Source organism: Allobosea sp. 05T439, assembly GCF_056396005.1.
Window position 1 is genome coordinate 1 of record NZ_JBFTKP010000059.1, and the last position, 25,175, is coordinate 25,175.

Below are 25,175 nucleotides of genomic sequence, written 5' to 3' on the forward strand. Positions count from 1 at the left end.
CTCGTCGCCGCCCTCGGCGACCGCAAGCTCCAGCCCGGAATGCYGGTCGAGGTCTTCATCACCACCGAGGAACGCACCGCGCTCTCGTTCCTGACGAAACCCTTCGCAGACCACGCCAACAGGATCTTCAAGGAGAGGTGAGGCGACCGCTGCACCTCATGTTCGAATCATCGAATGGGAGGGGATCCGGCAGCCGACCAGCGCCGCTCCAACATGGAGCGCCCCCACCATCTCGCAAAGGGTTTTGACTGAGCGACCATCTCATTCGACTTGCAGCGGTAAAGTAGAGAGGGGGAGGAGCCATGCCGGATCGTTCGCTCGCAATCGTCGATGATCACCCGGTGCTGATGGAGGGGATCGCCGCCCTGCTGAAACGATGGGGCGGTTTTACGCTCGCCGCGACCGGGAATGTCGCGGACGATATGGTGTCGATCACCAGGAGCCATCGGCCCGATGACATGATCGTCGATCCCGGCATGGCGGGGGATATCTATCGGGCGATCTCGGACGCGTTGAGGATCGCTCCCACCATGAAGATCGTTGTGTTCACGGCCTCGGCCAGCACGGATGATGCGATCAGGGCTCTTGATGCCGGGGCGAAGGGCTACGTCCTAAAGAGCGGCCCGGGAGACGACCTCATTCAAGCCCTTCAGGCCGCGCAACGCAACGACGTCTATGTCAGTCCCTCGTTCGCGAGCAAACTAATCTGCGCCTTGAAGGACAAGTCTCTCGAACGACAGAAGGCGGCCTGCAACAGGCTCAGCGTCCGGGAGGAGCAGATTGTCAAACTGCTGCTTTGCGGAAAGATGAACAGCGAGATCGCCCGCGAGCTTTCGCTCAGCACCAAGACCATCAAGGCGCACATGACCGGCCTGATGGCAAAGCTGAATGCCCGTAATCGTCTGGAGGCGGTCATCGCCGCGCAAAAGCTGGCTGCGGCGACGAGCATCCCGGTTGCCACAAGGTTCCGCCCCTGAAAGACGAGTCGAGGATCGCGCCAAAGACGAAGATCATCGTGTTCACGGCCTCGGCCAGCACGGCTGAGGCGATCAAATCTCTCGACGCCGCGGAGCTAAATCTGCATGCGTGAAGAGCGACCAGACCGCAGACGGAACCGCGCGCTATCTAATGTAAGTCGGCGCTCGATGGTGCTGAGTTCGGAGGCAGATTATATCCGCGCCTGCTCTCGGGCTCGCGACCTCCATTCCGCTGCCCGTCATCCAATGGCCGAGGTGAAGCTTGAGAATTTGGCTCTCGCCATTTTGACCTGGGAACTTAAAGGCGGCCCGCCAAACGGCACCTGAGCGTCCGCCAGCCCGGCGAAACTCTCCCGACCCCGAGGCAGCGCCGGCTGGCCCAACGGATCGACGAGGACAACCAGTAGACAAGCGCTTGTTCCGGCGCTTCCCACAGCGCCAGTACCGGGTGCGTCGAGCGTCCGAGGCCGAGATCGAACAGGGCGGCATGCTCGCCCACCGCGCCGCGACCGGCGACCACCTCTACATCATCGGCAAGCACCTTGGCCGCGGGGCCATGGAGGCCGGATCGAGGCTCAAGCCTCGCTGGCCCGAATTGGGGTCAGAACAAGAGCTGCTCAAAATCGTACGCTACTCTAGGCGGGAGCTGGTGACGAGCGGAGGAAATCGGCTGCATGCCACTATCCTACCGTGGCAGGCTCAGATCGCACCATTCCCGGGACAATGCTCGCTGGCCATACGGTTGCAGTTACCCGTTCGCAGGCTCAGTATGATCCGCTCTGCCTGCCAGTCGATGCGGGGGCTGCGATACCCGTTGGGCGGCCGGCACGGTGTAGGTGACGAGGGGCGCGGATGAGTGTGGGCGACCCAGCGTATCCAAGCCCTATTGCCGAGAACGATGGACCCGGCCGTGATGCCAGCGATTATGACGGCTTCCCGTATCTCTCGCTGCCGATCGCCTACACCCATCCCGCGACGCTCGGCGCGCTTGCGACCCTCCATGGTCTCGACGCTCCTGCGGCTGAGCCCGCGCGCGTGCTGGAACTCGGCGGTGCGTCGGGGGGGAATCTCATCCCGATGGCCGCGCGTTTCCCCCGCTCCCGCTTCGTCGGGATCGATCTGTCCTCACGGCAGATCGCGGACGGGCGACGCAGGATCGCTGGGCTGGGCCTTGGCAATATCGAGCTGATCGAGGCCGATCTCGCCAATACCGGCAGCGCCCGCGGGCATTTTGACTATGTGATTTGCCACGGTGTCTTCAGCTGGGTCCCGGGGCATGTGCAGGATGCGATCCTGCGCGTGATCGAGGCGTCGCTTGCCGATAACGGCATCGCGGCCGTTAGCTACAATGTTCTGCCGGGCTGGCATCTGCGCAGCCCCGTCCGCGACATCCTGCGCAGCCAGGTCGGCAGCACGGGCACGCCGCGGGAGCGCGTCGAGCGGGCGCGCGCGGTCCTCGAGACCCTGCAGACGGCGACCGCAGGAGGTTTCGCCTTCGGTCAGATCATTCGCGCGGAAGCGGCCCGCCTGCTGCGGATGCCGGGCTCCTATGTGCTCGGCGAGTTCCTGACCGAACATAACGCACCCTGCTCGTTCGGCGACTTTATGGAGCGGGCGGGCAGGCACGGCCTGAGCTTCCTGTGTGAAGCCGACCTGGATGCCGATGCCCGCGAATTGCTGGCGCCGGGCATGCGGCGCAGGATTGCGGAACTGGCGGTGCAGGACCCAATGGCGGCGGCGGCGCTGCTCGACCAGTATGGCGGCAGGCCGTTCCGGCGCTCGCTGCTCGTCAAGGCAAGCGCGGCCCGCGCGATCCACGCGCCGAAGCCGGCCGATCTCCGCCACCTCCATGTTTCGATGCGGCTCGAGCGGACGCCGCCAGCACCCGGCGAGACGGCATCGTTCAAGGATGCGCGCGGGCGCCGGCTGGGAACAAGGGGCGCGGCGGTCGCGCACGCGATGTCGCGCTTGGCCGACGCATGGCCGGGCACGCTCCCGGTCGCGGAACTCGCTTCCGGGCAGGAGGGCCCCCGGGTCGCGCGCGTGCTCATGAGCCTCATCCATGAAGGCCGGGCCGAGCCCTCCTTGTTGGCGCTCTGCGTCGGTCGGAAAGATGCCGCACGCCCCGTCGCCTGGCCGCTGGCGCGAGCGGAGGCTGCCTTCGGGCTTCCGTCCGTGACCGGATTGCGCCACGTCGCGGTTCACCTATCGAAAATGGGACGTGCGATCACCGCACGGCTGGACGGCACGATGGACAGGGCCGTGCTGGCCCAATGGCTGGCCGGCGAGATCGCCGCCGATCGGGGCCGGTTTCACGAAACGGAGGGGCCTGCATCGTGGCGGGATGAGCAGGCGTTGCTTGCGATCGCCCGCCGGCATGTCGACGAAACGATCGGCCATCTCGCCAGCGGCGCAGTACTCCTGCCGGAGCCGCGATAGGAGGCGAGCAGGAGGCACCGCCGCGCAGCGGCGGGCAGCGCGAGGATGGCTCCATCGCGCTACCCGCTCTCTGTTCACAGGATGAAGTCGCCGGCGGCGAGACTGTGAAGCCCCGCGAGCTTGATTTCCATTTCGATCGTGCCGACATTGTTGTTCGTGTTGAGCTGGACGACCGTGTCGCCGCCGCTTTGGATGACGCGCACCTGCCCTGCGGCGGAAAAGGCGGCGCTACCGATGAAGGTGAAGGCCTGGTTTCCGCCAGAGCCGGTGTTGGCATCGATTGCCGAGAGATCGATGATGTCGCCACCAGCGACGCCGGCCCCCTCGAAATCGGTGATCACATCATTGTTGCCGACCCCTACGCCGGACTCGTTGGTCGTGTTGAAGAGGAAGGTGTCGCTGCCTGCTCCGCCGGTMATGACATCATTGCCTGCGCCGCCGGTGAGGGTGTTGTTGCCGCCGTTGCCGACGATGACGTTGGCGGCGTTGTTTCCTGTTCCGCTGATATTGCCGTTCCCGGTCAGGGTGAGGTTCTCGAAGTTGTTGGCAAGCGTGAAGGTGACGGAACTCCGCACCGTGTCCGTGCCTTGGTTGGCAGCTTCCGTGAGGGTGTCGTTGCCATCGGTGATGTAGATATCGTCGCCCGCGCCGCCGATCATCGTGTCGGTACCGCCGCCTCCGTTGAGCGTGTCGTTGCCAAGGCCGCCATTCAGGGTGTTGTTCCCGCCATTGCCCGTCAAACTATCGTCGCCACTGCCTCCGGTGACGTTCTCGATATTGGCGATCGAGGTGAAGCCGGAGGCGTTCCCCGCTCCGAGATTGACGGTTACGGCGGCAGTCGTCCCAGCATAGGACAAGGTGTCGCCCGACCCGCTATTGGATCCGAGATCCGCGGTGACCTGCTCGATGCTGGTGATGGTTCCGCCCTCGAAGGCGGTCAGCGTGGTGCCGCTGAAAACGACATTGAGCGTGTCGGACGCGTTGGTGCCGGTGATGATAAGCTTGTCGGTGTCCGCGCCGCCATCGACCGCATCGGCACCATGACCGATGGTGTAGATGAAGCTGTCATTTCCAGCGTCGCCGAACAGCGCATCGTTGCCGGTGCCGCCAGTGATAATGTCATCGCCCGAGCCACCATGGACGGTGTCGATGCCGGCGCCGGCATCGATGATGTCGTTGCCGCCCTGGCCGTCGATGACATTCACGCCGCCATTGACGGTGATGGTGTCGGCGCCCTGGCTACCGATGATATTCTCGATGCCGCTCAACGTGTCGTTGCCGATCTGACTGCTCGTTGCGCTGCTGGTCGTGACGACGGCCCCGGCAGAGGTTGCAGACAGGTCGTAGGTGTCGATGCCGGCGCCGCCGGCATAATTGTCGTTGCCGTCGTTGACTGTGGCAATGAAGAGATCGTCGCCGACACCGCCGGTGAGGGCATTGGCGTTGGCATCGCCGGTCAGAATGTCGTTGCCCGACCCGCCGGTCACGTTCTCGATCGACACGTATTTGTCGCCGACGGCGATGCCGGTGTTCTTGGTCGGATCAAGAAGGTTCACCGCGACGCCTGACGCGTCGTTGGCATAGGATACGGTATCGACACCGCTGAGGCCGAGGAAGGTCCGGTTGTGCCCATTGGCGAACAAGCCGGCCGGGACGTCTCCCGACAAGGTGTTGCCGTTACCGTTCCCAACCACGAAGGTCTCTGGAGAGATCATTCCCGCGGGGGTGTTGGCCGGATTGTTCGCCCCGAACACGTCACTATAGCTGGCCGTAAGCCGGACCGTCTGGTTTGCGATCGTGAGCGACGGCGCCGTGCCGGCCGCGCCCGTGATGTTGACCCAGGCGGTGCCGTTCCATTGCTGCCACTGGAAGGGGGCTGCGGTGCCGGGCGGATTGATGCCGGCAATCCGGCCCGTGGGGTTGGCTGCTGTGATCAGGTCGGGATCGGCGAGCGTGTCAGTGCCGGCAAGCACTGCGTTGGCCGTATTGGCGCTGAAGCCGCCGACATGGACTGCTCCCGAGGCCGCCTCGTTGACGTTCTCGATCCGGACGATCTCGGTCTGGATCGTTGTCTGGTCACCATCGCTCACCTGCAATTGGATCGTGAAGGTGATCTCGGTGCCGGCGGCGTTGATCGAGGCATTGGGATTGCCGCCGAGCTGCTGCTTGATCGCCTCAAAGTCGGGAGCCTGATTGAACACCAGCGTCGCAGCGCTGGTGACGCCGGCTGCCGTGACCGTGTCGGTCGTGGCTCCGATCTTGAACAGCCCCTGTGTGAGCGCGTCGCCGTTGACGATGCTCCATGCCAGCGGGGCAGCGACCTGGTGGTTGGCGATCTGGAATGCAGTCAGGGTATCTGTCGCGCTCAGGCCGGCGACGAGCGTACCCGCAGGCGTGCTGAGATTCTGCGCTGCGATGACGGCCGCCGTCGTGAACTCGTTGAACTGGGCATTGACGAGATTGCTGCCGAAGACCGGTGTGCCATTGCTGCGGCCGAGCACATCGATCGTGAAGTCATTGGTGACTGCGAGTCCCTGTGGGTCGGTTGCCGTGATGCGCACCGTGATGCCGCCCGTGAAGCCTGCCGGCGGCGTGCCGGTGATATGACCGTCCGTGACAGCGCCGGTCGCGTCCCGATCGACCGTGAAGGCGAGGCCCATGAACGATGTCGCGTTCGTGATGGGGTGCGCGGCGCCGTTGGCATCGACGATGGCGGCCGTATAGGTGAGCGCCGTCGCGGCCGTCTCCCGATCGCCGAAGACCGTCGTCAGTGGCAGGAACATGTTGGTAATCGGCTTATCCTGTACTGCTGCCGTATTGGGCAGCCCGACGAGCTCCTGCTGCGCCACGACGAATGGCGCGGTGTTTGCGGCAAGCGGATCGGGAACCAGAACAGCCGTGGGCGCCGAGACAACGCGCTCGACAAAGCCAGACTGAGCCGCCGGGTCGGCATAGGTCACGACGACACGAAGCTGTTGGCCGAGGAAGAAGTCGGTCGGCGTAAAGGTCGCCGTGGTGGCGCCGTTGGGGTCGAGCGCCGGATCGGCGATGTTGACCCATTCGCCGCGCGCAATGTTCAGGTACTGCCACTGGAAGGAGAGCGGATTGGTGATTGTGCCGCCGGCGAAGTCGAAATCCACCAGGTTCGTCACATCGGTGGTCAGCGCGCTGTTCACCTGCGGGGCGGCCAGCCCAGCGGCAAGTATGACCTGGAGGGCGGCTCCTCCGACCGAGGGGTTGGCTTGCGGAATATGATTGTGCGTCGCCACGGCGAAGTCGATTTGCGACACGTCGATCGTCGTGTCGGCAAATTGCAGCCGCTCGATATTGCGCAGCCGGTCGGTGCCGTCGCGCCCGGCCACGCTGTCCACGACAGTGATGAAGCCCTCGGCGTCCTCATTGCCGTCGATCGTGTAGTCGGAGGCGTTTCCGGTGAACACGGCCGTGTCGATGTTGCCCGGTGTCGTGTCATAGCGGATCTCGCGCAGGATCTGGCTGCCGAGGCCGACAACGCCCGCAGCGTTCGGCAAGAGCTCGACATGCAGCCAGGCGTCGCCGTCGATGACATCGTCGCCCCTGCCGCCCTCGATGATGTCGTTGCCGCCGCCGCCGAGGACGATATTGCCGGTGATGCTCACCGCCGTGCCGGGCTTGAAGAATGCCCCTTCGGTCGTGCCGTTGACGAAGGACAACTCCGGGTTGCCGAAGCCGTCCACGGGGCCGTCTGCCAGCCCCTTGATCAGGCTGGGATTGTTCAGCTGGTTCTTGGCGAGCGGCACGATCGGTGCGCGCGCATTATTGTCCGCGGTCAGGATGTCGTCGAAGCGGGAGCCGCTCAGGCCTTCGGTCTGGGTGAAGATGTCGCGGATGCCATCGGCGCCGAGAGGTGCGTCGGGCGCAATGAACTCCTTGATGCTCATGTCGACGGCGACGGACTGCGTCTCCCTCTCGAACGAGGCCCAGTCGAAGCCGAGGCCGCCGAGGAATTTGTCGAAGCCGCCGACGCCAAGCATGATGTCGTCGCCGCTGAAGCCCTTCATCACGGTGCCGACGCCGCCGATCAGGACGTCGTCACCGGCATAGAGCGGGAATTGCCCGGTCGGTGCACCGACGTCGCCGACGAGCACATCGCCGCCGTCGGGGCCGCCATCGATCCAGTCGTCGCCTTCGTCGCCCTGAATCTCCTCGCCGCCCTCGCCGCCATAGATGATGTCGTTGCCCGATCCGCCGACGATGTCGTCGACACCCTGGTTGCCGTAGATCAGGTCGTTGCCGGCGCCGCCGAAGATCAGATCGTCGCCCTTGCTGCCATAGATGGTGTCGTCGCCGCCATCACCGTGGAACGATGAGCCGATGGAGCTGTTGGTGCTGCTCAGGATGTCGTTGCCGTCGCCGCCGAATAGATTGTCGTTGCCGCCGCCACCATCGATGATGTCGTCGCCGGCATCGCCCCAGACCGTGTCGTCATCTGCCTGGCCAGCCATCAGCCGATCATTCGCCGAGGTGCCGCCGAGCACCATCGTGTTGCCGAAGAAGTTGTCTTCGCCGAGGAAGTGGACGGTCCCGTCGCCCTGGATCTCGAMCAGTGGGTGCAACTGCCCGTCCGTGCCGGTGAAGGATGGTATCGCCGGACCGACCGCGAAGATCGGGTTGTTGTGGCTGTCGACCGCAACGCTGCCATCGCCATTGTGCTGATAGAAGTCCGTAGCCTCGATCTTGTATTCCGGCGTCAGGAAGATGCTGGCCGATATGTGGTGCACGCCGGTGGCGTTCATCACCATCTCGGCGAAGGAATTGTTCTCGATCTGGTCGGAGAACTGCATGCCCTCGATGCGCGGCAGATAGTAGAGCCGGTCGGCATCCTGCAGGTTTTCCATCTGCAGCTTGAAGACATAGTCGAACGTCGTGCCGAGCAGGCCGCCATGCAGGTTCTGCTTCTCGGCCAGACCGCCGATCCACAGATCGACCGCGTCGAGGCCGGTGACCGAGCCTGTGCTGTAGTGCGGCGGCGTCTGATCGAGCATGGGCTGATGTGTGACCGGGTCGATCTGAGCCGAGCCGGTGATCGGGTCGATCAACGCGCCATGATAGGCGCGCGGGTCATTGACGTTGTTCGCGTAGATGCCGGTGCTGTGCATGAAGTCATAGGCATCGGTGCCGCGGTTGGCTTCGTCCTCGCCGGCGCTGACGAGCGCCAATGCAGCCGCACGCTTGTCGGCGAGGGTCGTAGCGTTGGCGATGCTCGGGTGGGTGCCGTAGGCTGCGACGAAGTTGATCAGGGACGCAGGGTGCTTCAGGAACTGGCCGAACTCGTGCCAGCTCTCGTATGGCTTCAGGGACGCGTCGTTGGTCTCGCTATAGAGTTCGTTGCGAACCAGGTTGATCCCCGGCACGCCCTCGGACCGGCCGCGCGCGATATTGAGCGAGGCAAGGTCGAGCGGCAGGCCGAGCAGGTTGTTGCGCAACGTACCGGTGACGAACTCGTCGATCTCGTTGCCGACCTGGGCCATGGAGCCGAGAGCAAGCTGGCCGGATGCGTCGGCGCCTCCATTCAGATAGGCAAGCGGGTTGGTGAAGGCGGTCAGCAGGGCGATATTGCTCGAAACCTGATTGCCATTGCCGTCGAGCAGGATCGGGTTCCCGTTGGCATCGAGCTCAGGCGTGCCGTTCAGGGGATCGCCGTCAGCGCCATGATGCAGCGAATAGCGCTGCAGGTTTTCGTCCAGCATCGAGTGGCCGAAGCGATAGACGGTATGGGCGAACTCGGCGAACACCGCCGGGTCGAGATGGATGTTGGTATCGCCGGAGACATGGATGTCGGGCGCGATCTTGCGTGCGAATTCCTCGAAGACGAGGTGCTGGTACTCTGTTTCGGTGCCGAAGCGGGCGACCTGGAACAGGCGCTCGCCATTCCACTCGGTGGCCGTGATCTGATGCGCTGCGCCACCGGCGCCAGGAGCGAGGTTGACGCCCGGAAGAACCCATTCCGATGCGAATGAGGTATCGCCCTTGTCGAGCTGTGCCTGGATGAAGGCCTTGGTTTGCTCGACCAGCCGATTATGCTCGGAATGGAAGACGTCATGTACGGCGGTGAGGCCGATATTCTCGTTCACGCGGCCGTCGCCTGCGATGTAGTGCGCGTCGAGGAGTTCGTTGTCGTAGACCAGATTCTGGCCCGTGGCCGGATCGACCGGGGGCGCATTGCCAGCGACGCCGTCGCCGTCCGCGGTGAGAGCCTGGCCGAAATCGTTGAACGGGCTGGCATTGTGGGCCATGTCGTTGATGAAGGCGACGCCGGCGCCGACATACTGCGTCGACAGCGTCGCGTTCGGCGGGGCTGCAAGGTCAGCCGGCACCGCGATATGGTCGATGTCGAGGCCGGCTGCGGTGCCCTCGACGGTCCGCTCGGCGAGCAACGTCGTGATATGGGTCGTGCTGTCGGTGGCGAGCACCTGATAGACGACCTGTGCAAAGCCGTTGGGGCCGCGGATGACGTTGCCATAGGCGTCGGCCTGGACGAGCGGCACGCTGACCACGTCGTAATCCGACAATTTGAGCCCAAGATTATCGAGCGCGTTCTTCTTGACGTCGGCCCAGGTCGGCATGTGGTGCGAGAGGTCGGTGGTCGCCGCCGTCGCGTCGGCATTCCCGGTCTGGGTCGCTCCGGCCTGGTTGACATGGTCGAGCATCCGTCCGGTCGAATGGATGTTCGGCGCCTGGCCAGCATCTGCGACGTTGATGTACTCGCGCAGGAACACCTGATGCGAGGGATGCGAGGAATAGGTCTGGCTCTGGTCGACCGGCGGCGTGATCGCGTTGGTGGTTTCGTGCGTGAAGGTGTCGTCCGACGTGCCGACGATCCCGTCGGCGCCGGCGGTGCGCTCGATCATGGTTCCGCGCGTCAGCACCATGAAATTGGTCGGGCTGCCAGCCTTGTAGAGCGGGTCGTCCGGCAGCAGCGGGATGATGACGCTGCCATTGCCGCCCTTGTTGACGAGGTCGAGGCCATGGTCGAAGAACTGGCCGAACAGCGTGAACCAGGTGTTGAACGGCGCTGAAATGCCACCATCCGGCGTCACGTTCGGGATGGAGTAGTTCGGCAGTCCGGTGGTCGGGTCAAAGCCGTCGAGGGCCGCGACCTTGTTCGGGTCCTGCACCGCCGGCATCACCGTCGCCTGCGACGTGGCAGCCTCGAGTGCGGCAGGATTGGCGGCGCTCTGATCCACGATCAGGTTGCTGATCATGCGCGGGTTGGAATCATAGACGCTGCCATGCGTCTGCGCATAGCTCGTGAGGTTGAGGCCGGGCGCGAAGGGGTTGTCCTGGGCGAGGCCCAGCACCGGGGTCGTCAGTCGCAGGAATGACTGGTCCGAGGCGCCGAACGTGCCCTGGCCGGACACCGCGCTATTGTTGGTTGCGGCGACCTCGCGCAGCCCGAAGGCAAGATGCGGATTGACCGGTGGCTGATGGGCCTCGGCCATCTTGATATTGTTCAGGATCCAGTCGAGATCGACGCGGTCGAAGCTCACCCCCATCGGATCCGCTGCCGGTGCAGCAGGGGACGCGGCCGCGGTGACGGCGGCGGCTGGATCGTTGGCGACATTCCCGGTGGTGTTGAGAACGTTGATGGCGAAGTCGGCCGTCGAGGTATGCGCGGGCAGGACCACGCCCGCCGGCGTCGTGATCGCATCATCCGTGGCATAGAACCGGAGGTCGATCGCTCCGTTGAAGCCGACCGGAAGTTGGCCGGTGATGGTGGCACCGGTGATGCCGGTCGCGTCGGACTGAAGCGTGAAGCGGAGACCGAATGCAGCCGCCGAGCCATCGAGAATCTGGCCATTGGCGAGCGTCGCGGCAAAGTGGAGCGCGGTGTTCGCCGTATGGTCGTCGGTCCAGAAATTCGTGATCGGAACGAAGACGTTGATCTTCTCGCCCTGATAGGCATCGACATTGTCCACGAGTTKGACGACGCGCTGGTTCTGCGTCGGCCCGAAGTTCTTGCCGGGATCCGCGGCGAGCAGGGGTGTCGGCGCACTCGTCACCGTCTCGGTGTAGCCATGCGCGTCCGTATAGGTGGCCTTCAGGCGGATCTGCAGACCCTCCTCGAAGCTGCCGGGAACCAGGGCGTTGGGATTCGTCGCGCCCGTGATGTTGATCCACTCGGCGCGGATCAGGTCCTGATACTGCCATTGGTAGGAGATCGGGGTGGTGATGATACCGCCTGCGAAGTCTGCATCCTTGATCACGCCGGCCGTGGCGAAGTTCGAGGACAGGGTGTCTTCAACGGCAGGTGCCGCGATGTTGCCGGTTCGATCGGTGACGGTGAGCGTGCTGACCGGGATGTGGTTGCGGCCACCGGAGACGTCGACGGTGACATCGGCGAACTCGAGCCGCTCGATATTGCGCAGGCGATCGGTGCCGTCATCGACTGCGTTCTTCGTCGCAGCGACGGCGCCGGCGGGCGTATGCGCTACCGTGACGAAGCCCTGCGCATCGGGTGCGAGCTGGATCGCGCCGCTCGCCAGCCCCGCGATTGTTGCTGCATCCAGCTGGCGGACCACAGTTGCGCCCGCGGCCCCGCGCACCGTGATCGTGTAATTGCTTGCGTTGTCGCTGTAGACGGCCGTGTCGACGTTGTTGGGGTGTGTGTCGTCGTAGCGGATCTCGCGCAGGATCTGACTGCCCGCGCCGATCACACCCTGGGCATTCGGCTGCAATGCGACATGCAACCAGGCATCGCCGTCGATGATGTCGTCGCCGCCACCGCCCGTGATGCGGTCGTTGCCAGCGCCGCCGAGCAGGATGTCGCCACCGGCGAAGCCGAGGGCGCTGTTGGGGCCGCCGGCGCCCGGTGCGAAGAAGGAGCCCTCGAGGGTTCCGTTGTGATTGGTGTAGGTCTTGCCGGCGGCGTCGGCCGGCGTGTCGGCAAGCCCCAGGATCAGGTTCGGATTGAGCAGCGCATCCTTGGCGGCCGCCCGCACCGCCCGCGGGTCATTGGCGCCGAGGATCTCGTCGTCGAACTGCGAGCCGCTGACGCCCTCGGTATGACTGAACACATCGCGAATGCCGTCGCCGCCCAACGGATTGATCGGCGAGATGAACTCGCGCCGCTTCATGTCGACGCTGACGGCCTGCGTCTCGAGCTCGAAGGAGGCCCAGTCGAAGCCGGTGCCGCCGAGGAACTTATCGAAGCCGCCGACGCCGAGCATGATGTCGTCGCCGCCGAAACCCTTCATGACGGTGCCGACACCGCCGATCAGCACATCGTTGCCGGTATAAAGCGGCGTCTCGCCGGTTGGCGCGCCGACATCGCCGATGAGCACGTCGCCGCCATCCTTGCCGCCGTCGATCCAGTCATCGCCCTGATCGCCTTGAACCTCTTCGCCGCCTTCGCCGGCCAGGATGATGTCGTTGCCCGCGCCGCCTACGACGTCGTCAATGCCGCCGCCCGAGGAAATGTAGTCGTCGCCTGCGCCGCCGAAGACGATGTCGGCGCCCTTGCCGAGCAGGATCGTGTCGTTGCCGTCATCGCCATGCACGACATTGTCGCCGGCCTGATCCGTGATCAGGTCGTCGCCGCTACCGCCGAACAGATTGTCATTGCCGCCACCGCCATCGATGGTGTCGTTGCCGCCGTCGCCCCAGACCGTGTCGTCATCTGCGTTTCCGGCCAGCAGCTTGTCATTGGCGTCGGTGCCGCCTAGCACCATGGTGTTCCCGAAGTAGAAATCCTTGCCGATGAAATGAAGGGTTCCGTCCTTGGTGATCTCGACGAGGTTGTGCACGACGCCGTTGGCATCCGTCCAGGTCGGGAATGTCGGATTGGCGCGCAGGAGCGGGTTGCCATTGGCATCCGTCAGCACATTGCCGTTGGCATCGAGCTGGTAATAGTCCTTGGCCTCGATCTGGTATTCCATCGCCTGGAAAATCGAAGCGGGCAGGTGATGCGTGCCGGGGATATTGGCCTGGATCATCTCCGCGAACGAGTTGTTCTCGATCTGGTCGGAGTAATGTGTGCCTTCGATCCGCGGCAGATAGTACAGCCGGTCGCCGTCCTGCAGGTTTTCGAGCTGCACGCGGAAGATGAGCTCGAATGTGGAGCCGAGCAGGCTGCCGTTCAGGGCTTGTTTTTCGGCAAGGCCGCCGATCCACATATCGACCTGATCGAGCCCGGTGATCGAGCCAGTGCTCCAGAGAGCGACAGCGCCATTGGCGTCGTGGATGAGGTTGGCATTGGTGGAGGTCGCCGGATCGGCGTTGCCGTAGGCGCCCTGACTATGCAGGAAGTCGTAGGCATCCTGGCTGAAATCGGTGTTGGCGACCGAGATCTGATGACCGAAGCCATCGAGAATCGGCTTGCCGGCATCCTGGGATGGGTCGGCATTGCCAATATTGTCGGCGTTGAGGGTGTTCGCCGTATTGGCGATGTTGGCGATCCCCGCCGCATCCAGAGCGCTGTTGGTCAGATGGCCGGCTGCGTCGGTGAAACCATATTCGGTGTAGCGGCCGGTCTGATCGACGAAGGCGAAGTCGGTGTGCTTCAGGCCGGCATCGGTATACTTGAAGCTCGTCAGGTTGCCCGCGGCATCCCTGAAGGCGTAGTTCAAGCTCACCGTCTTCTGAGCGGAAACCATCAGGTCAAGCGCCGCCGTGCGCTTGTCGAGGACTGTCGCCTCGGCCGTAAGGGCGGCATGCGTCCCGTATGCTGCGATGAAATTGACCAGCGAAGCCGGGTGCTTCAGGTAGTGACCGAAATCATCCCAGCTCTGGTAGGGGCGCAGGTTGGCGTCGTGCGTCTGATCGTAGATCTGGTGGCGGAACGCGTTCAGCGTCGGCACGCCGGTGTCCCGGCCGCGGGCCAGGTTCAGGGCGGCGAGGTCGAGCGGCAGGCCGAGCAGGTTGTTGCGCAGCGCGCCGGTGACGAATTCGTCGATCTMGTTGCCGACCTGCTGGGTCGCGCCCCGGATGATCTGGGCCGCGGCGTCGGAGCCTTGAGCGAGGAAGGCCAGCGGGTTGGTGAAGGCATCGATCAGCGTCATCTGCTGGTTCGTCGCCGGGTTGAGGACCGGATTGCCGTTGGCATCGAAGCGGTCGATGGTCTCGTCCAGCATCGAATGGCCGAAGCGGTAGACCGCATTGGCGAACTCGGAGGTGATCGCCGCGTCGAGGTGGATGTTGGTGTCGCCCGCGACATGGATGGTCGGGACGACCTTGCGCGCGAATTCCTCGAAGACCAGGTGCTGGTACTGCGTTTCGGTGCCGAACTTGGCGGCCTGGAACAGCCGCGCCCCGTTCCATTCATCGTCCTGAATGCCGTCCGCGAGATTGGCCCCGGAGAGCACCCAGTTCAGGGCGAACGATGTGTCGCCCTTGGCGAGTTCGCCCCGGACCATCGCCTTGGTCTGCTCGATCAGGCGATTATGCTCGTTGTGGAAGACCTCATGGACGGTGGTCAGGCCGATATTCTCGTTCGCGCGCCCATCACCCCCGACGAAATGGCTGTCGAGAAGCTCGTTGTCGTAGAGGCCAGCCGCGGGCGCAGGTCCTCCGGCGAGTCCGTCGCTGTCGGGCTGCAGCAGGTTGCCGCTTGAATCGAACGGGCTCGCTGCATGCGCCATGTCGTTGATGAAGGCGTGGCCAATGCGGACAACCTTCTCGCCGCTCTCGAGCGGCAGCGGATCTGTCAGGTCGAGGCCGGTCGCTGTGCCCTCGACCAGTGTCGTGCCGCCTCCAGCATGTGCGACGACAACCTGTGCGAAGCCATGGGCACCGAGGATGAGATTGCCATAGGCATCCGTCGCCAGCAGCGGCACATTGCCGACATCGTAGTCGGTCAGCGCGATCCCGAGTTTCAGGGCATTGGCCTTGACGTCGGCCCAGGTGGCGAGGTGGTTCGCACCCGTGGCATCGGTGTGCTCGAGCAGCCGGCCCGTGGCCTCGATCGTGACCGTTCCGGCGAGCGCGCCTGGCGTCGACAGGTACTCGCGCAGGAAGGCCTGGTGCGAGGGGTGAGACGTGTAGGTCTGATTCTGATCGACGAACGGAGTGACCAGGTTCAATGTCGGCTGCACGGCCCGCGCCAGAACCATGAAGTTGTTGGGGTTGGGGTTGGTTGCCGTCGCCTGCACATAGAGCGGATCGTCGGGCAGCAGCGGGATGAAGACGATCTCGGTCTGGCTCTTCGAGATCAGGTCGAGGCCGTGGTCGAAGAACTGCCCGAAGAGGGTGAACCACGTGTTGAACGGGGCGGAAATGCCGCCATCCGGCGTGACATTGGCGATGCCCAGATTGGCAATATAGCCGGAGTTCGCTGTGCCGTCGGGATTGAACTGAAGCTGCACGGTGATGGGCGTCGCCCGCTCCGGGTGCAGGGCGTTGTAGGCGTCGACAGCGGCCTGGTTGGCCGAACTCTGGTCGGAGATCAGGTTGGAGATCGTGCGCGGCGTGGAATCCACCACGAATGGCGTGCCCGCTGCGTATCCTGGCTGGAACAGCTGTGTCGCATAGAAAGGCAGAGGCTGGTCGATCGATCCATATGTCGATGTTGAGCCGCCGGCGCCGGTGGACTGGTTGTTGTTGGTCCCTGCGACCTCGCGCAATCCAAAGGCCAGATGCGGGTTGACGGGCCCTTGCCCGGCCTCGGCCATCAGGATCTGCTGCAGGATGTAATCGAGGTCTACGCGATCAAACGTAACCATAGCCGGACCTCCCGATTGCTTGTCTGTTTGCACGCGTCAACACGATCCGGCTCGGGGCCTGGCCGGCCTCGAGTGGTTGCTGGAGGATCTCTCTTTCCGGATCTCGGCGCGCTGCCGCGTGCAGGCTAAATCAATGCATCTGAAATATCGCAAATATTGGCTCTATACTGATCAAATGATGTGGAGTTGAGCCGGTATTTCGCGAAATTGTTATCGAGGATGATGCCGATAAAGTGAGGTTTTGGCAATTGCGACTTGAGTATTGGAAGTTCAATCMATAAGTACTTGGGACTTCTGGCCAGCGCGGCCGGACCATGGTCGGAATTCGTTGGACCATAGTCGCCAACGCCTCGCCGCTGCATGCCGGAGACGGTTACGGATGCAAGCGACACCACCCATTGTTTCGAAGCTCGCCGGTGGCGCCTCGGTTCATTCCGGCGCACTGCGGCATCGCAACCTGGGCACGGGAGCCGGCGGTGAAGGTCAGGGCGAAGCGACCATCGTCCGAATGATGTCGGACCATAGTCCTTGAAGGCTTTGGACGAGAGTACGTTCTGCCGAGGCGGCGATCGGATTAGGGTCGCTGGATAGCGCATGCCGAGGGCTGTTTCAGCGCCGATGTGATGTCCAGCATCCGGATTCCGGGCCGTTTCGACGGAGATTGCGACGTGATTTCAGGGAATGGCATGATTGTTGTGCCGCACGACCGGAGCCGCAGATGCTCGTCGTCGGAACAAGCCCTTGCCAGGCAGGCCCCTTGCGGCGGGAGAGTGGAAAGCCCCTTGAACCCAGGCGCATCCGATCCGGCCGCAAGCCTGACGCCGGCAACGCATGGGGTGGGGATATGGGGGCCATGACGTCGAAGGGCCCTTCCTGGCTCGCTTCGAGCTGGGACGCGTACGCGGGTGTCGCGCTCCTGAGCGGCTTGATCAACGTGCTCTATCTGAGCGGCTCCATCTTCATGCTGGAGGTCTACGATCGGGTGCTGCCGAGCCGCAGTATCCCCACGCTCATTGGCCTCGCTGCGATCACGGCGGCGCTCTACGCCTTCCAGGGACTGTTCGATCTCTGCCGGGGGCGCATCCTTTCGCGCATCGGCGCGACGCTCGACCGCGAGCTCTCCCAGGATGTCTTTCAGGGGGTGCTCCGGCAGCCCTTGCGCAGTCGGATCGATGGCGACGGACAACAGCCCTTGCGCGACCTCGACCAAATGAAAGCCTTCCTGGCGAGCGGAGGGCCGGCTGCGCTCTTCGATCTGCCCTGGATACCACTCTACCTGGCGGTCTGTTTTGCCTTCCACGCCTGGATCGGCCTGGCGGCGCTTGGCGGGGCCCTTTTCCTCGTCGCCGTGACGCTTCTGACAGACATGCTCACCCGCCATGCGACCAGATCAGCCGTTGGCGCCGCGGCTATCCGCAGCCGGATCACCGAGTCTGGTCGGCGCAATGCCGAAGTGGTCCGGGCCCTTGGCATGGCGCGGCGCATCGGTGCGCGCTGGGACGATGCCAACAGCCGCCACATGACCTTCCAGCAAAGGGCTTCCGATGTCTCCGGCGGCTTCGGTGCGCTGACGAAGGTGACGCGCATGCTGCTCCAGTCGGCCATTCTCGGCATCGGTGCCTATCTCGTCATCGACGGCCAGGCGACCGGGGGCATCATGATCGCCTCCTCGATCCTGACCTCCCGGGCACTGGCCCCGGTGGAGCTCGCCATCGCAAACTGGAGAGGCTTTGTCGGCGCGAGGCAGGGGTGGCGCAGGCTTCAGCAGGTCATGGGGACCGAAGCGGCGCCGGGCGGACGGTTGAAGCTGCCGGCACCGCGCCTGTCGCTGAGCGTCGAGAACGCTGCGGTGGTTGCCCCCGGGCAGGGGCGCCTCCTGGTCCAGGAGATTTCATTTGCGCTCAAGGCCGGTCAGGGCGTGGGCGTCATCGGGCCAAGCGGCTCCGGCAAATCGAGCCTTGCGCGGCTGCTTGTCGGCATCTGGCCGGCCTGCCGTGGCAAAATCAGGCTTGATGGTGCTGCCCTTGAGCATTGGCCTGATGAAGATCTGGGCGGGTACCTCGGTTATCTGCCGCAGGACGTGGAACTCTTCGCGGGAACAGTGACCGAGAACATCGCGCGCTTCGACCCGGCTGCCAATCCGGAGCATGTCATTGCCGCAGCCAAGGCTGCGAACGTGCATGACCTGATCCTACGCCTGCCTGATGGCTATGAAACCGAAATTGGCGATAGCGGAGCCGCCCTGTCGGCGGGGCAGCGCCAGCGGATCGGTCTTGCTCGGGCGCTGTTCCGCGACCCGTTCCTCATCGTGCTCGACGAGCCCAATTCCAATCTCGACGCCGAGGGCGATACCGCGCTGACGCAGGCCATCCTCGGGGTCAGGGCACGCGGCGGCATCGTCGTGGTCGTTGCGCATCGCCCGAGTGCGCTGGCGGGGTTGGATATGATCCTGATGATGGACGGAGGGCGGGCACAGGCCTTCGGTCCGAAGGACGAGGTTCTGTCCAGGGTGACGCGCCCTGTGCCGCTCCCGGCCGCGGCCGTCCTCAAGGCGGTGGAGAACTGATCCATGTCGCCGAAAACCGCAACAGACCCCCGCCGGTCGATCAGGCGCCACCTGCTCGCAAGTCTCGCCGCTACGACCATCCTTGTGGGCGGGCTCTACGGATGGGCCGCGAGGACGGAGGTGTCCGGAGCAGTCGTCGCTGCAGGGGTGGTTGTCGTCGACTCGAATGCGAAGAAAGTACAGCACCCGACCGGCGGAGTTGTCGGTGCGCTCAATGTCCGGGACGGCGACAAGGTCAAGGCCGGCGAGGTGGTCATTCGACTTGACGAAACGGTGGCGAAGTCGAACCTGGCGATGCTGTCCAAGACGCTCGACGAGCTTTGCGCGCGCCAGGCGCGCCTGGAGGCCGAGCGTGACGGCCGCGACCGTCTCGTCTTTCCCGATAGCCTCATGAAGCGGGTGGCCGAGCCGGACGTGGCGCGGCTCATCGACGGCGAGGAAGGCCTGTTCGACCTTCGGCGCCTGGCTCGCGCCGGCCTGAAGGAGCAGTTGGGCCAGCGTGTCCAGCAATTGCGCGAGCAGATCGACGGTCTTGAAGTCCAGGCCAAGGCCAAGGGCAAGGAGATTGTCCTCATCCATCAGGAGCTTGATGGAGTGCAGGAGCTCTGGCGCAAGAATCTGGTCTCGCTCAGTCGCGTAACCGCCCTCTCACGCGAGGACGCGCGATTGGATGGCGAGCGCGGCGCCATGATCGCCTCGGTCGCCCAGGCCAGGGGGAAGATAACCGAAACCGAGATGCAGATTATCCAGATCGACCAGGATCTGCGGAGCGAGGTCGCCAAGGAACTGCGCGAGATTCAGGACAGGGCCGTCGAGCTCACGGAACGAAGCGTGGCGGCCGAAGACCAGTTGAAGCGTATCGATATCCGCTCTCCGCAGACCGGTACGATCCATCAGCTCAACGTCCATACGATCGGGGGAGTCGTCGCTGCGGGAGACACGCTGATGCTGATCGTGCCTGAAGAGGACGATCTCTCCGTCGAGATCAAGGTTGCGCCCCAGGACATCGACCAGCTCCGCGCCGGGCAGACAGTGATGCTCCGTCTCTCTGCGTTCAACCAGAGAACAACTCCCGAGATTTTTGGGGTGGTCAATCGGATTGCCGCGGACCTGGTGCAGGATCAGAGGTCCGGGGCCCAGTTTTACCCTGCCCGTATCAACTTCACGCCCGGAGAGCGCGAGCGTCTCGGCAATCTGAAGATTATTCCTGGAATGCCGGTCGAGACATTCGTCCAGACAGGCAGTCGGACAGTGATGTCTTATCTGACGAAGCCCCTGACGGATCAGGTCATGCGTGCCTTTCGCGGGGTTTGACTGCCCCCGAGCGACCGCACCCAAGGCTCCGGCAGGTGACGGCCCTGCAATGCCGCAAATGCTCGGAATTCATGGGCCAGCCGAATGCCGCCGGCATCCTGGTCTGGGGTTCAATCGATGGCCGGAGGGTCTGCTTGGCGCGCTCCCGCTCGGAATGGCGTTAAATCGCTGTTGTCACAATGGATATCAAGATTGGAGATGTATTTATCTCCGGCAACTAAAGTAATCGAGCGTTGATGTTTTGTGTTCCGGGTGATTTTTTGTTGACCATAATGGCTATTTCCACGCGATTCCTGGCGTGAAGTTTCTGAAGGACATTCGTGATGTGATGTTTGACCGTCTTTTCGCTGAGGGACAGGGAGTTGCCGATTTCCTTGTTGGTCAGGCCCTGCGCGACGAAGGACAAAACCTGCTCCTCGCGGCCCGTGAGGTCCGCGAACGGGTCTGCCGCCGCATTTCGCTTGGAGTTTGGCCTCTTCATCTGGGTCAGAACTTTGGCCGCAAGTTCCGGTGACACATAGGATTGGCCGCTATGGATGGCCTTGAGCGTGCTCACCAGTTCAACGCCGCTGACGCCCTTCGCAATATAGCCCTGAGCGCCCATCTGCATCGCGGCCAGGACCTGTTCCTCATCCGACGCGACCGTCAGCAGCACGGTCTTCACCGACGGCCAATGGGTGACGATCGCCTCGATGGCCGACATGCCGCCGCCTGGCATGTCGAGATCCAGCAAGACGAGATCTGGCAGCCGCTCCCGGGCGATCTGAATGGCCTCATGGGCCGATGAACCCTGCCCAACGACCTCCAGGTCGGGCTCGGAGGCCAAGGTGTGCACGACACCCGCCCGAAACAGCGGGTGATCGTCGAAGACGGCAATCCGGATCTTGTCAGCCATAAGCTTCACCTGTCGGTTGAAGGGGGAGGCGTGTCGTCAGGCGTGTTCCCTTGTTCGGCCAACTTGAGACATGCAGGCTTCCGCCAAGGATCTCGATTCGATCCCTGAGGCCGGTGAGGCCGAGATGGACGTCGCTGGGATGATTTCGATGGGGCTCGATACCCGGGCCTTGGTCCGTCACCTCGACAGTGATCAGCGCTCCGTCGGATCGCACGCTCACCTGTTGGCCCATGCCGCGCGCGTGTCTGAATGCGTTATTCAGGCCTTCTTGGATGAAACGGTACAGGCAGGTTTTGGTGGCGTGATCCATGTCATTCGGCAGATCGCAGATGTCGATGGAGACAGATGTCAGCGTTCGCCGTTCGTGGGCGCGCACAGCCGATAACAAGGCCGATCTCGGCGAGAGTTTTTCGATTTCAGGAAGCGTCAGCCCGGAGCAAATGCTGCGGATTTCCTTCAGCGCATCAGACAATACCGACTTGATCGTAGAGTGTGCGTTGCTCCGTTTCCTGGCCTCGTCGTCCGCTTCCGTGTTCCGGGGCTTCAACCCATCAAGCCTGAGCAGGGCCAGGCTGAGCATTTGGGCGGGGCCGTCATGCAAGTCGGATCCAAGCTGCCTCAAGTACCGCTCATTGAGCTCCGTCGTGCGGTGTGCCGATGCTTGCAGGCGATTACGCAAATCCTCGTTCTGCGCGAGCAACTGAAAGAGCTGCTCGACACGCTCCTGGAGCGATAGTTGCTGCCTTTCAATCGTTGTGCTGCCGCGAGCCACGATCCAGAACAAGCCTGCAATCATCAGAAACGTCACGACTCCCGTGACGATCCAGCTCTGCTCTCGTGCCTGGATCAGGGCCTGCCTGAGCTCTTCGGCATTCTCGTAGAATTCGGCGACGGCAATGATCATGCCCGCGCTCGATCGGATCGGCGAGTAAACTTCGAGCTGAGGTGTATGACTTGCGTGGTCCTTGTCATGCTCCTCGATGTGTGGGTGATCGAATTCGGCGGAGATCTTGCCGTGCCAGGCAGCGTTCAAGCTTTCCTTTGGCGCGAGTGTCTTGCCGATCTCGTCCTTACGAGTGCTGTAGACGAGCATGTTGTCATGCGCCCAGACCCTGATCGCGCTGACGCGCATATGGACGGCCGCCGTCTCCATCACGTCGTCAAGGGCTTGACTGCTATCGGGCGGCAGCACGTTGGCTGAGGGCAGTGCTTGAAGATGCGGCTGGACGAAGTTGTCCATGTACCGGGCCGTCGCGACGGCTGCATTCTCCGTGACGATGGTCTCGATGATATTGGAAACCCACCCTCCCAGGGTCAGCATGCCGAGGACGACGAGGGCTGAACTCGCCAGTGTGTATTGTTTGGCGAGACTCAATTTATGCCATTGTCTATTGAGGTAAGAAGTCAATAAATAGGATCTTAGATGGGCCTTATTTGTCATTCTCTATGTCCTGAATATGAACTATCGAATGAATTAATACATAATTTAAAATCTAATATACTTGAATATTCAGATATTACGTTAATGTCAAAGAGGCGGTTTAAAATCATGGCGCGCCCGAAAGATCTTGGCGGGATAGGTGTGAATTTAGCGATAGACCGCGACGCTGGATTCTAATATGTATCCCGTCCAATTCTTTGTCAAAGCAATTTGGGGAGCTACAGCTGCTTCCGAACGAAGCAGTCACGGAATAGTTACAATCTGTTCGGGCGCTCGACCCTTGACGCTATTCAGTGGTCGGAGAAGCCGGTCGCCGTCACTCACGCCAACCCCGACAGCTTGTTTGCCCATAAGCGCAACAAGACCGACGATGTGTTGAAGGCGCTGGCCGAAATGGGCGGTGTGCTTGGCTGCGCGACCTAATCGCAACATCACCGGCGACCGTTACTCGAGTTCGCTCCGTTCGTGGTGCGAGATGGTGGCCCGGACAGTCGACTTGATGGGCATCGACCATGTCGCGATCGGCACCGATCGCAGTCACAACTTCACAAAACCGGATTATGACTGGATGCGCATGGGTCGCTGGACACGCGGCGTTGATTACGGTGCCGCCTCGGCCGACCGCCCCGGTAAGGCCCCGCCGCCATCCTGGTTCACCGAGGTCCACCATCTCGGCCTTCTGCCCGACGGCCTGCGCGAGGTCGGCTTCAAACCGGACGAAGTCGAAAAGATCACGAACGGCAACTGGCTGCGTCTCTATGGGGTAGTCTTCGCAGCGGGACAGCCGCGCGAGCAGGCGACCCTATGGTTCGTGCAGACTGATCCCGCCTTGGCGATGACCTGAGCGTGTCCAAGTCGCAGGAATTGAGAGTACCATGAACCATACGAAGCAATTTTATATCGGCGGCGCCTGGGTCGCTCCGCATCAGCGCGAATGCGATGCGGGCGAGCTTGTTTGCTACGGCGATGGCTACAACTCTGAAGGGTTTGGTATCCAGGAGCCGGCTTGCCCAAGTCCTCAGAGCGCCCTCGCCCTTGCGGCGGTGACGCAACACTGCGTGTGCACCGACGACGAGAAGTTTGCGGAGATAGCGGTCTCCCATCTTGGATATCCGCCCCAACCGTTCCTTGCCTCCAGACGAGTTCTGTCGAGGCGTCAACCCGAGAGAGGCAGAGAACGCGCGCGGCCCCTCGAATGCCGAGATATCATCCTGCGCCGTCGCAGCGATGGCGGAAGCCGTCACCGGACCGATGCCAGGCACCGTCATCAGGCGCCGGGCGGTTTCATTCTCTTTCGCGAGCTGTTCGATCGCGTCATCGCTGGCTGCGATCTCCGCGTCGAGATGTTCAATCTGGCGCACGAGCGGAGCCAGGGCCGTCTGCACGGTTGACGGGATCTCCGCCTCGTCGCCACCACCGATGAGAGCAGCCAGGCTGCGGGCGTTGTTCGGTCCCTGCGCGGCAATGATCCCGATCTCGGCCAGGTGGCTACGCAGGGCATTCAGCATTTGCGTCCGCTGGGTGACGAGGATCTCGCGGACCCTGTGGTGCATGAGTGCAGCCTGGTTTGCGATCGAGCGTACCGGCACGAAGCGCATGGATGGCCGGGTCACAGCATCGCAGATTGCCGCTGCATCTGCTGCATCATTTTTCTGGCGCCGGACATAGGCCTTTACGTAGGCCGGCGGCATCAGCCGCACATCATGACCACAACCGATTAGCCTACGCGCCCAATGATGGGCGGAGCCACAAGCTTCAAGCCCGACCAGGCATGGCGGTAGCTGCTCGAAGAAGGGCAAGAGGTCCCGACGTCTGATGGCTCTCGTCAGCAGCACACCGCCCGAGCCGTCGACCACGTGAACCTGGAAGATAAGCTGCCAAATCGAGACCTACCGTTACAGCCGCGGACAGGTCGGTGTGCTGCTTGCGCATGGATGGGGCTCCTCGGAATGGTCCGTGATGGCAACGCGCCTGCCTTAAGAATGGTGCCGGTGCAGGCGCCGTCCATCCCATCAAGAGAGCCTGAGGGCTCTGGCGATGCGCTATGGCATCAACCAGAAGACGGTGGCCAAGTGGAAGAGACGGAGCTCGACGGCGGATCTCAAGACCGGTCCATGCGAGCCTCGATCGACCGTGCTGTCGATCGAGGAGGAGGCGGTCATCGTCGCCTTCCGCCGGCATACTCTGCTGCCGCTCGATGATTGCCTCTATGCTCTGCAGGCGACGATCCCGCATCTGACGCGCTCATCATTGCACCGCTGCCTGCAGCGTCATGGCATCAGCCGGTTGCCGGAGGTGGCAGGAGACAAGGAGCCGAAGAGGCGCTTCAAGTCCTACCCGATCGGCTACTTCCATATCGACATCGCCGAGGTACAGACTGCCGAGGGCAAGCTCTACCTCTACGTGGCCATTGATCGCACGAGCAAATTCGCCTTTGTCTAGGTGGTCAGGAAGACCGGCCGGACCTCGGCTTCCGCCTTCCTGTTGGCTCTGATCGACGCGGTACCGTACCGGGTCCACACCGTGCTCACGGACAACGTCCTATGTCGGGAAGCAGCTTTGGGCTTTGGCCGACAGCTCGTTACATCACCCACATGTTCGACATGCGGTGCCACGAGAATGGCATCGAGCATCGCCTCACCAAGGTGAAGCACCCCTGGACCAACGGGCAGGTCGAGCGGATGAACCGCACCATCAAGGAAGCGACCGTCAAGCGCTTCCACTATGACGATCATCGCCAGTTCGAGGCGCACCTCACAGACTTCGTTGCCGCCTACAATTTCGGCCGCCGGCTGAAGACCCTTAGGGGGCTCACACCCTACGAGTTCATCTGCAAATGCTGGAC

At 63.0% G+C, this 25,175-nt stretch carries 9 protein-coding genes and 2 pseudogenes; 7 read left to right on the forward strand and 4 right to left on the reverse strand.

Annotation, left to right across the window (positions count from 1 at the left end; translation table 11 throughout):
• Positions 1 to 302: 302 nt before the first annotated feature.
• Positions 303 to 977: a LuxR C-terminal-related transcriptional regulator gene (locus tag AC1DIO_RS32520; protein ID WP_476769625.1), complete on the forward strand. Its 675-nt coding sequence runs from the start codon at positions 303 to 305 to the stop codon at positions 975 to 977.
• A gap of 852 nt (positions 978 to 1,829) precedes the next feature.
• Entirely contained in the window at positions 1,830 to 3,416 is a 1,587-nt protein-coding gene (locus AC1DIO_RS32525) for a methyltransferase regulatory domain-containing protein (protein WP_476777311.1), read from the forward strand.
• A 74-nt stretch (positions 3,417 to 3,490) separates the two neighbouring features.
• On the opposite strand, the gene AC1DIO_RS32530 is transcribed toward AC1DIO_RS32525, so the two are convergent.
• Positions 3,491 to 16,114, reverse strand: a complete 12,624-nt coding sequence (locus AC1DIO_RS32530; RefSeq protein ID WP_476854690.1) for a peroxidase family protein — start codon at positions 16,112 to 16,114, stop codon at positions 3,491 to 3,493.
• A gap of 853 nt (positions 16,115 to 16,967) precedes the next feature.
• Between AC1DIO_RS32530 and AC1DIO_RS32535 the strand changes: the two genes are divergently transcribed.
• Both AC1DIO_RS32535 and AC1DIO_RS32540 read left to right on the forward strand, forming a co-directional pair.
• Positions 16,968 to 18,680 carry a type I secretion system permease/ATPase gene (locus AC1DIO_RS32535; RefSeq protein WP_476777309.1) on the forward strand — a complete coding sequence of 571 codons (1,713 nt, stop codon included), beginning with the start codon at positions 16,968 to 16,970 and terminating at the stop codon, positions 18,678 to 18,680.
• A 3-nt stretch (positions 18,681 to 18,683) separates the two neighbouring features.
• On the forward strand, positions 18,684 to 19,994 hold the full coding sequence (locus AC1DIO_RS32540; protein ID WP_476777308.1) for an HlyD family type I secretion periplasmic adaptor subunit: 1,311 nt from the start codon (positions 18,684 to 18,686) through the stop codon (positions 19,992 to 19,994).
• 217 nt (positions 19,995 to 20,211) lie between these two features.
• Here the strand turns inward: AC1DIO_RS32540 and AC1DIO_RS32545 are convergent, their stop codons facing one another.
• The gene (locus AC1DIO_RS32545) at positions 20,212 to 20,889 is read right to left on the reverse strand and encodes a response regulator (protein ID WP_476777307.1); all 678 of its coding nucleotides are present in this window, start codon (positions 20,887 to 20,889) and stop codon (positions 20,212 to 20,214) included.
• Complete coding sequence (locus AC1DIO_RS32550; protein ID WP_476777306.1) at positions 20,882 to 22,330, reverse strand: sensor histidine kinase; 1,449 nt, start codon at positions 22,328 to 22,330, stop codon at positions 20,882 to 20,884. Before AC1DIO_RS32550 ends, AC1DIO_RS32545 begins: the two co-directional genes overlap by 8 nt.
• Positions 22,331 to 22,540: 210 nt before the next feature.
• On the opposite strand from AC1DIO_RS32550, the gene AC1DIO_RS32555 reads away from it, so the two are divergent.
• Positions 22,541 to 22,753, forward strand: a complete 213-nt coding sequence (locus AC1DIO_RS32555; RefSeq protein WP_476777305.1) for a membrane dipeptidase — start codon at positions 22,541 to 22,543, stop codon at positions 22,751 to 22,753.
• Positions 22,737 to 23,174: a membrane dipeptidase gene (locus tag AC1DIO_RS32560; RefSeq protein WP_476777304.1), complete on the forward strand. Its 438-nt coding sequence runs from the start codon at positions 22,737 to 22,739 to the stop codon at positions 23,172 to 23,174. Before AC1DIO_RS32555 ends, AC1DIO_RS32560 begins: the two co-directional genes overlap by 17 nt.
• 79 nt (positions 23,175 to 23,253) lie before the next feature.
• Here the strand turns inward: AC1DIO_RS32560 and AC1DIO_RS32565 are convergent.
• Positions 23,254 to 24,241: pseudogene (locus tag AC1DIO_RS32565) on the reverse strand (IS110 family RNA-guided transposase); the annotation flags it as partial.
• Between the two features lie 84 nt (positions 24,242 to 24,325).
• Here AC1DIO_RS32565 and AC1DIO_RS32570 point away from each other — a divergent pair.
• Positions 24,326 to 25,175, forward strand: a pseudogene (locus AC1DIO_RS32570) (IS481 family transposase); the annotation flags it as partial.

What these genes read in the sequence shown, in the direction of transcription:
- AC1DIO_RS32520 (WP_476769625.1), top strand. Translation starts at nt 303, where the DNA reads ATGCCGGATCGTTCGCTCGCAATCGTCGATGATCACCCGGTGCTGATG.
- AC1DIO_RS32525 (WP_476777311.1), top strand. Translation starts at nt 1,830, where the DNA reads ATGAGTGTGGGCGACCCAGCGTATCCAAGCCCTATTGCCGAGAACGAT.
- AC1DIO_RS32535 (WP_476777309.1), top strand. Translation starts at nt 16,968, where the DNA reads ATGACGTCGAAGGGCCCTTCCTGGCTCGCTTCGAGCTGGGACGCGTAC.
- AC1DIO_RS32540 (WP_476777308.1), top strand. Translation starts at nt 18,684, where the DNA reads ATGTCGCCGAAAACCGCAACAGACCCCCGCCGGTCGATCAGGCGCCAC.
- AC1DIO_RS32545 (WP_476777307.1), bottom strand. Translation starts at nt 20,889, where the DNA reads ATGGCTGACAAGATCCGGATTGCCGTCTTCGACGATCACCCGCTGTTT.
- AC1DIO_RS32550 (WP_476777306.1), bottom strand. Translation starts at nt 22,330, where the DNA reads ATGACAAATAAGGCCCATCTAAGATCCTATTTATTGACTTCTTACCTC.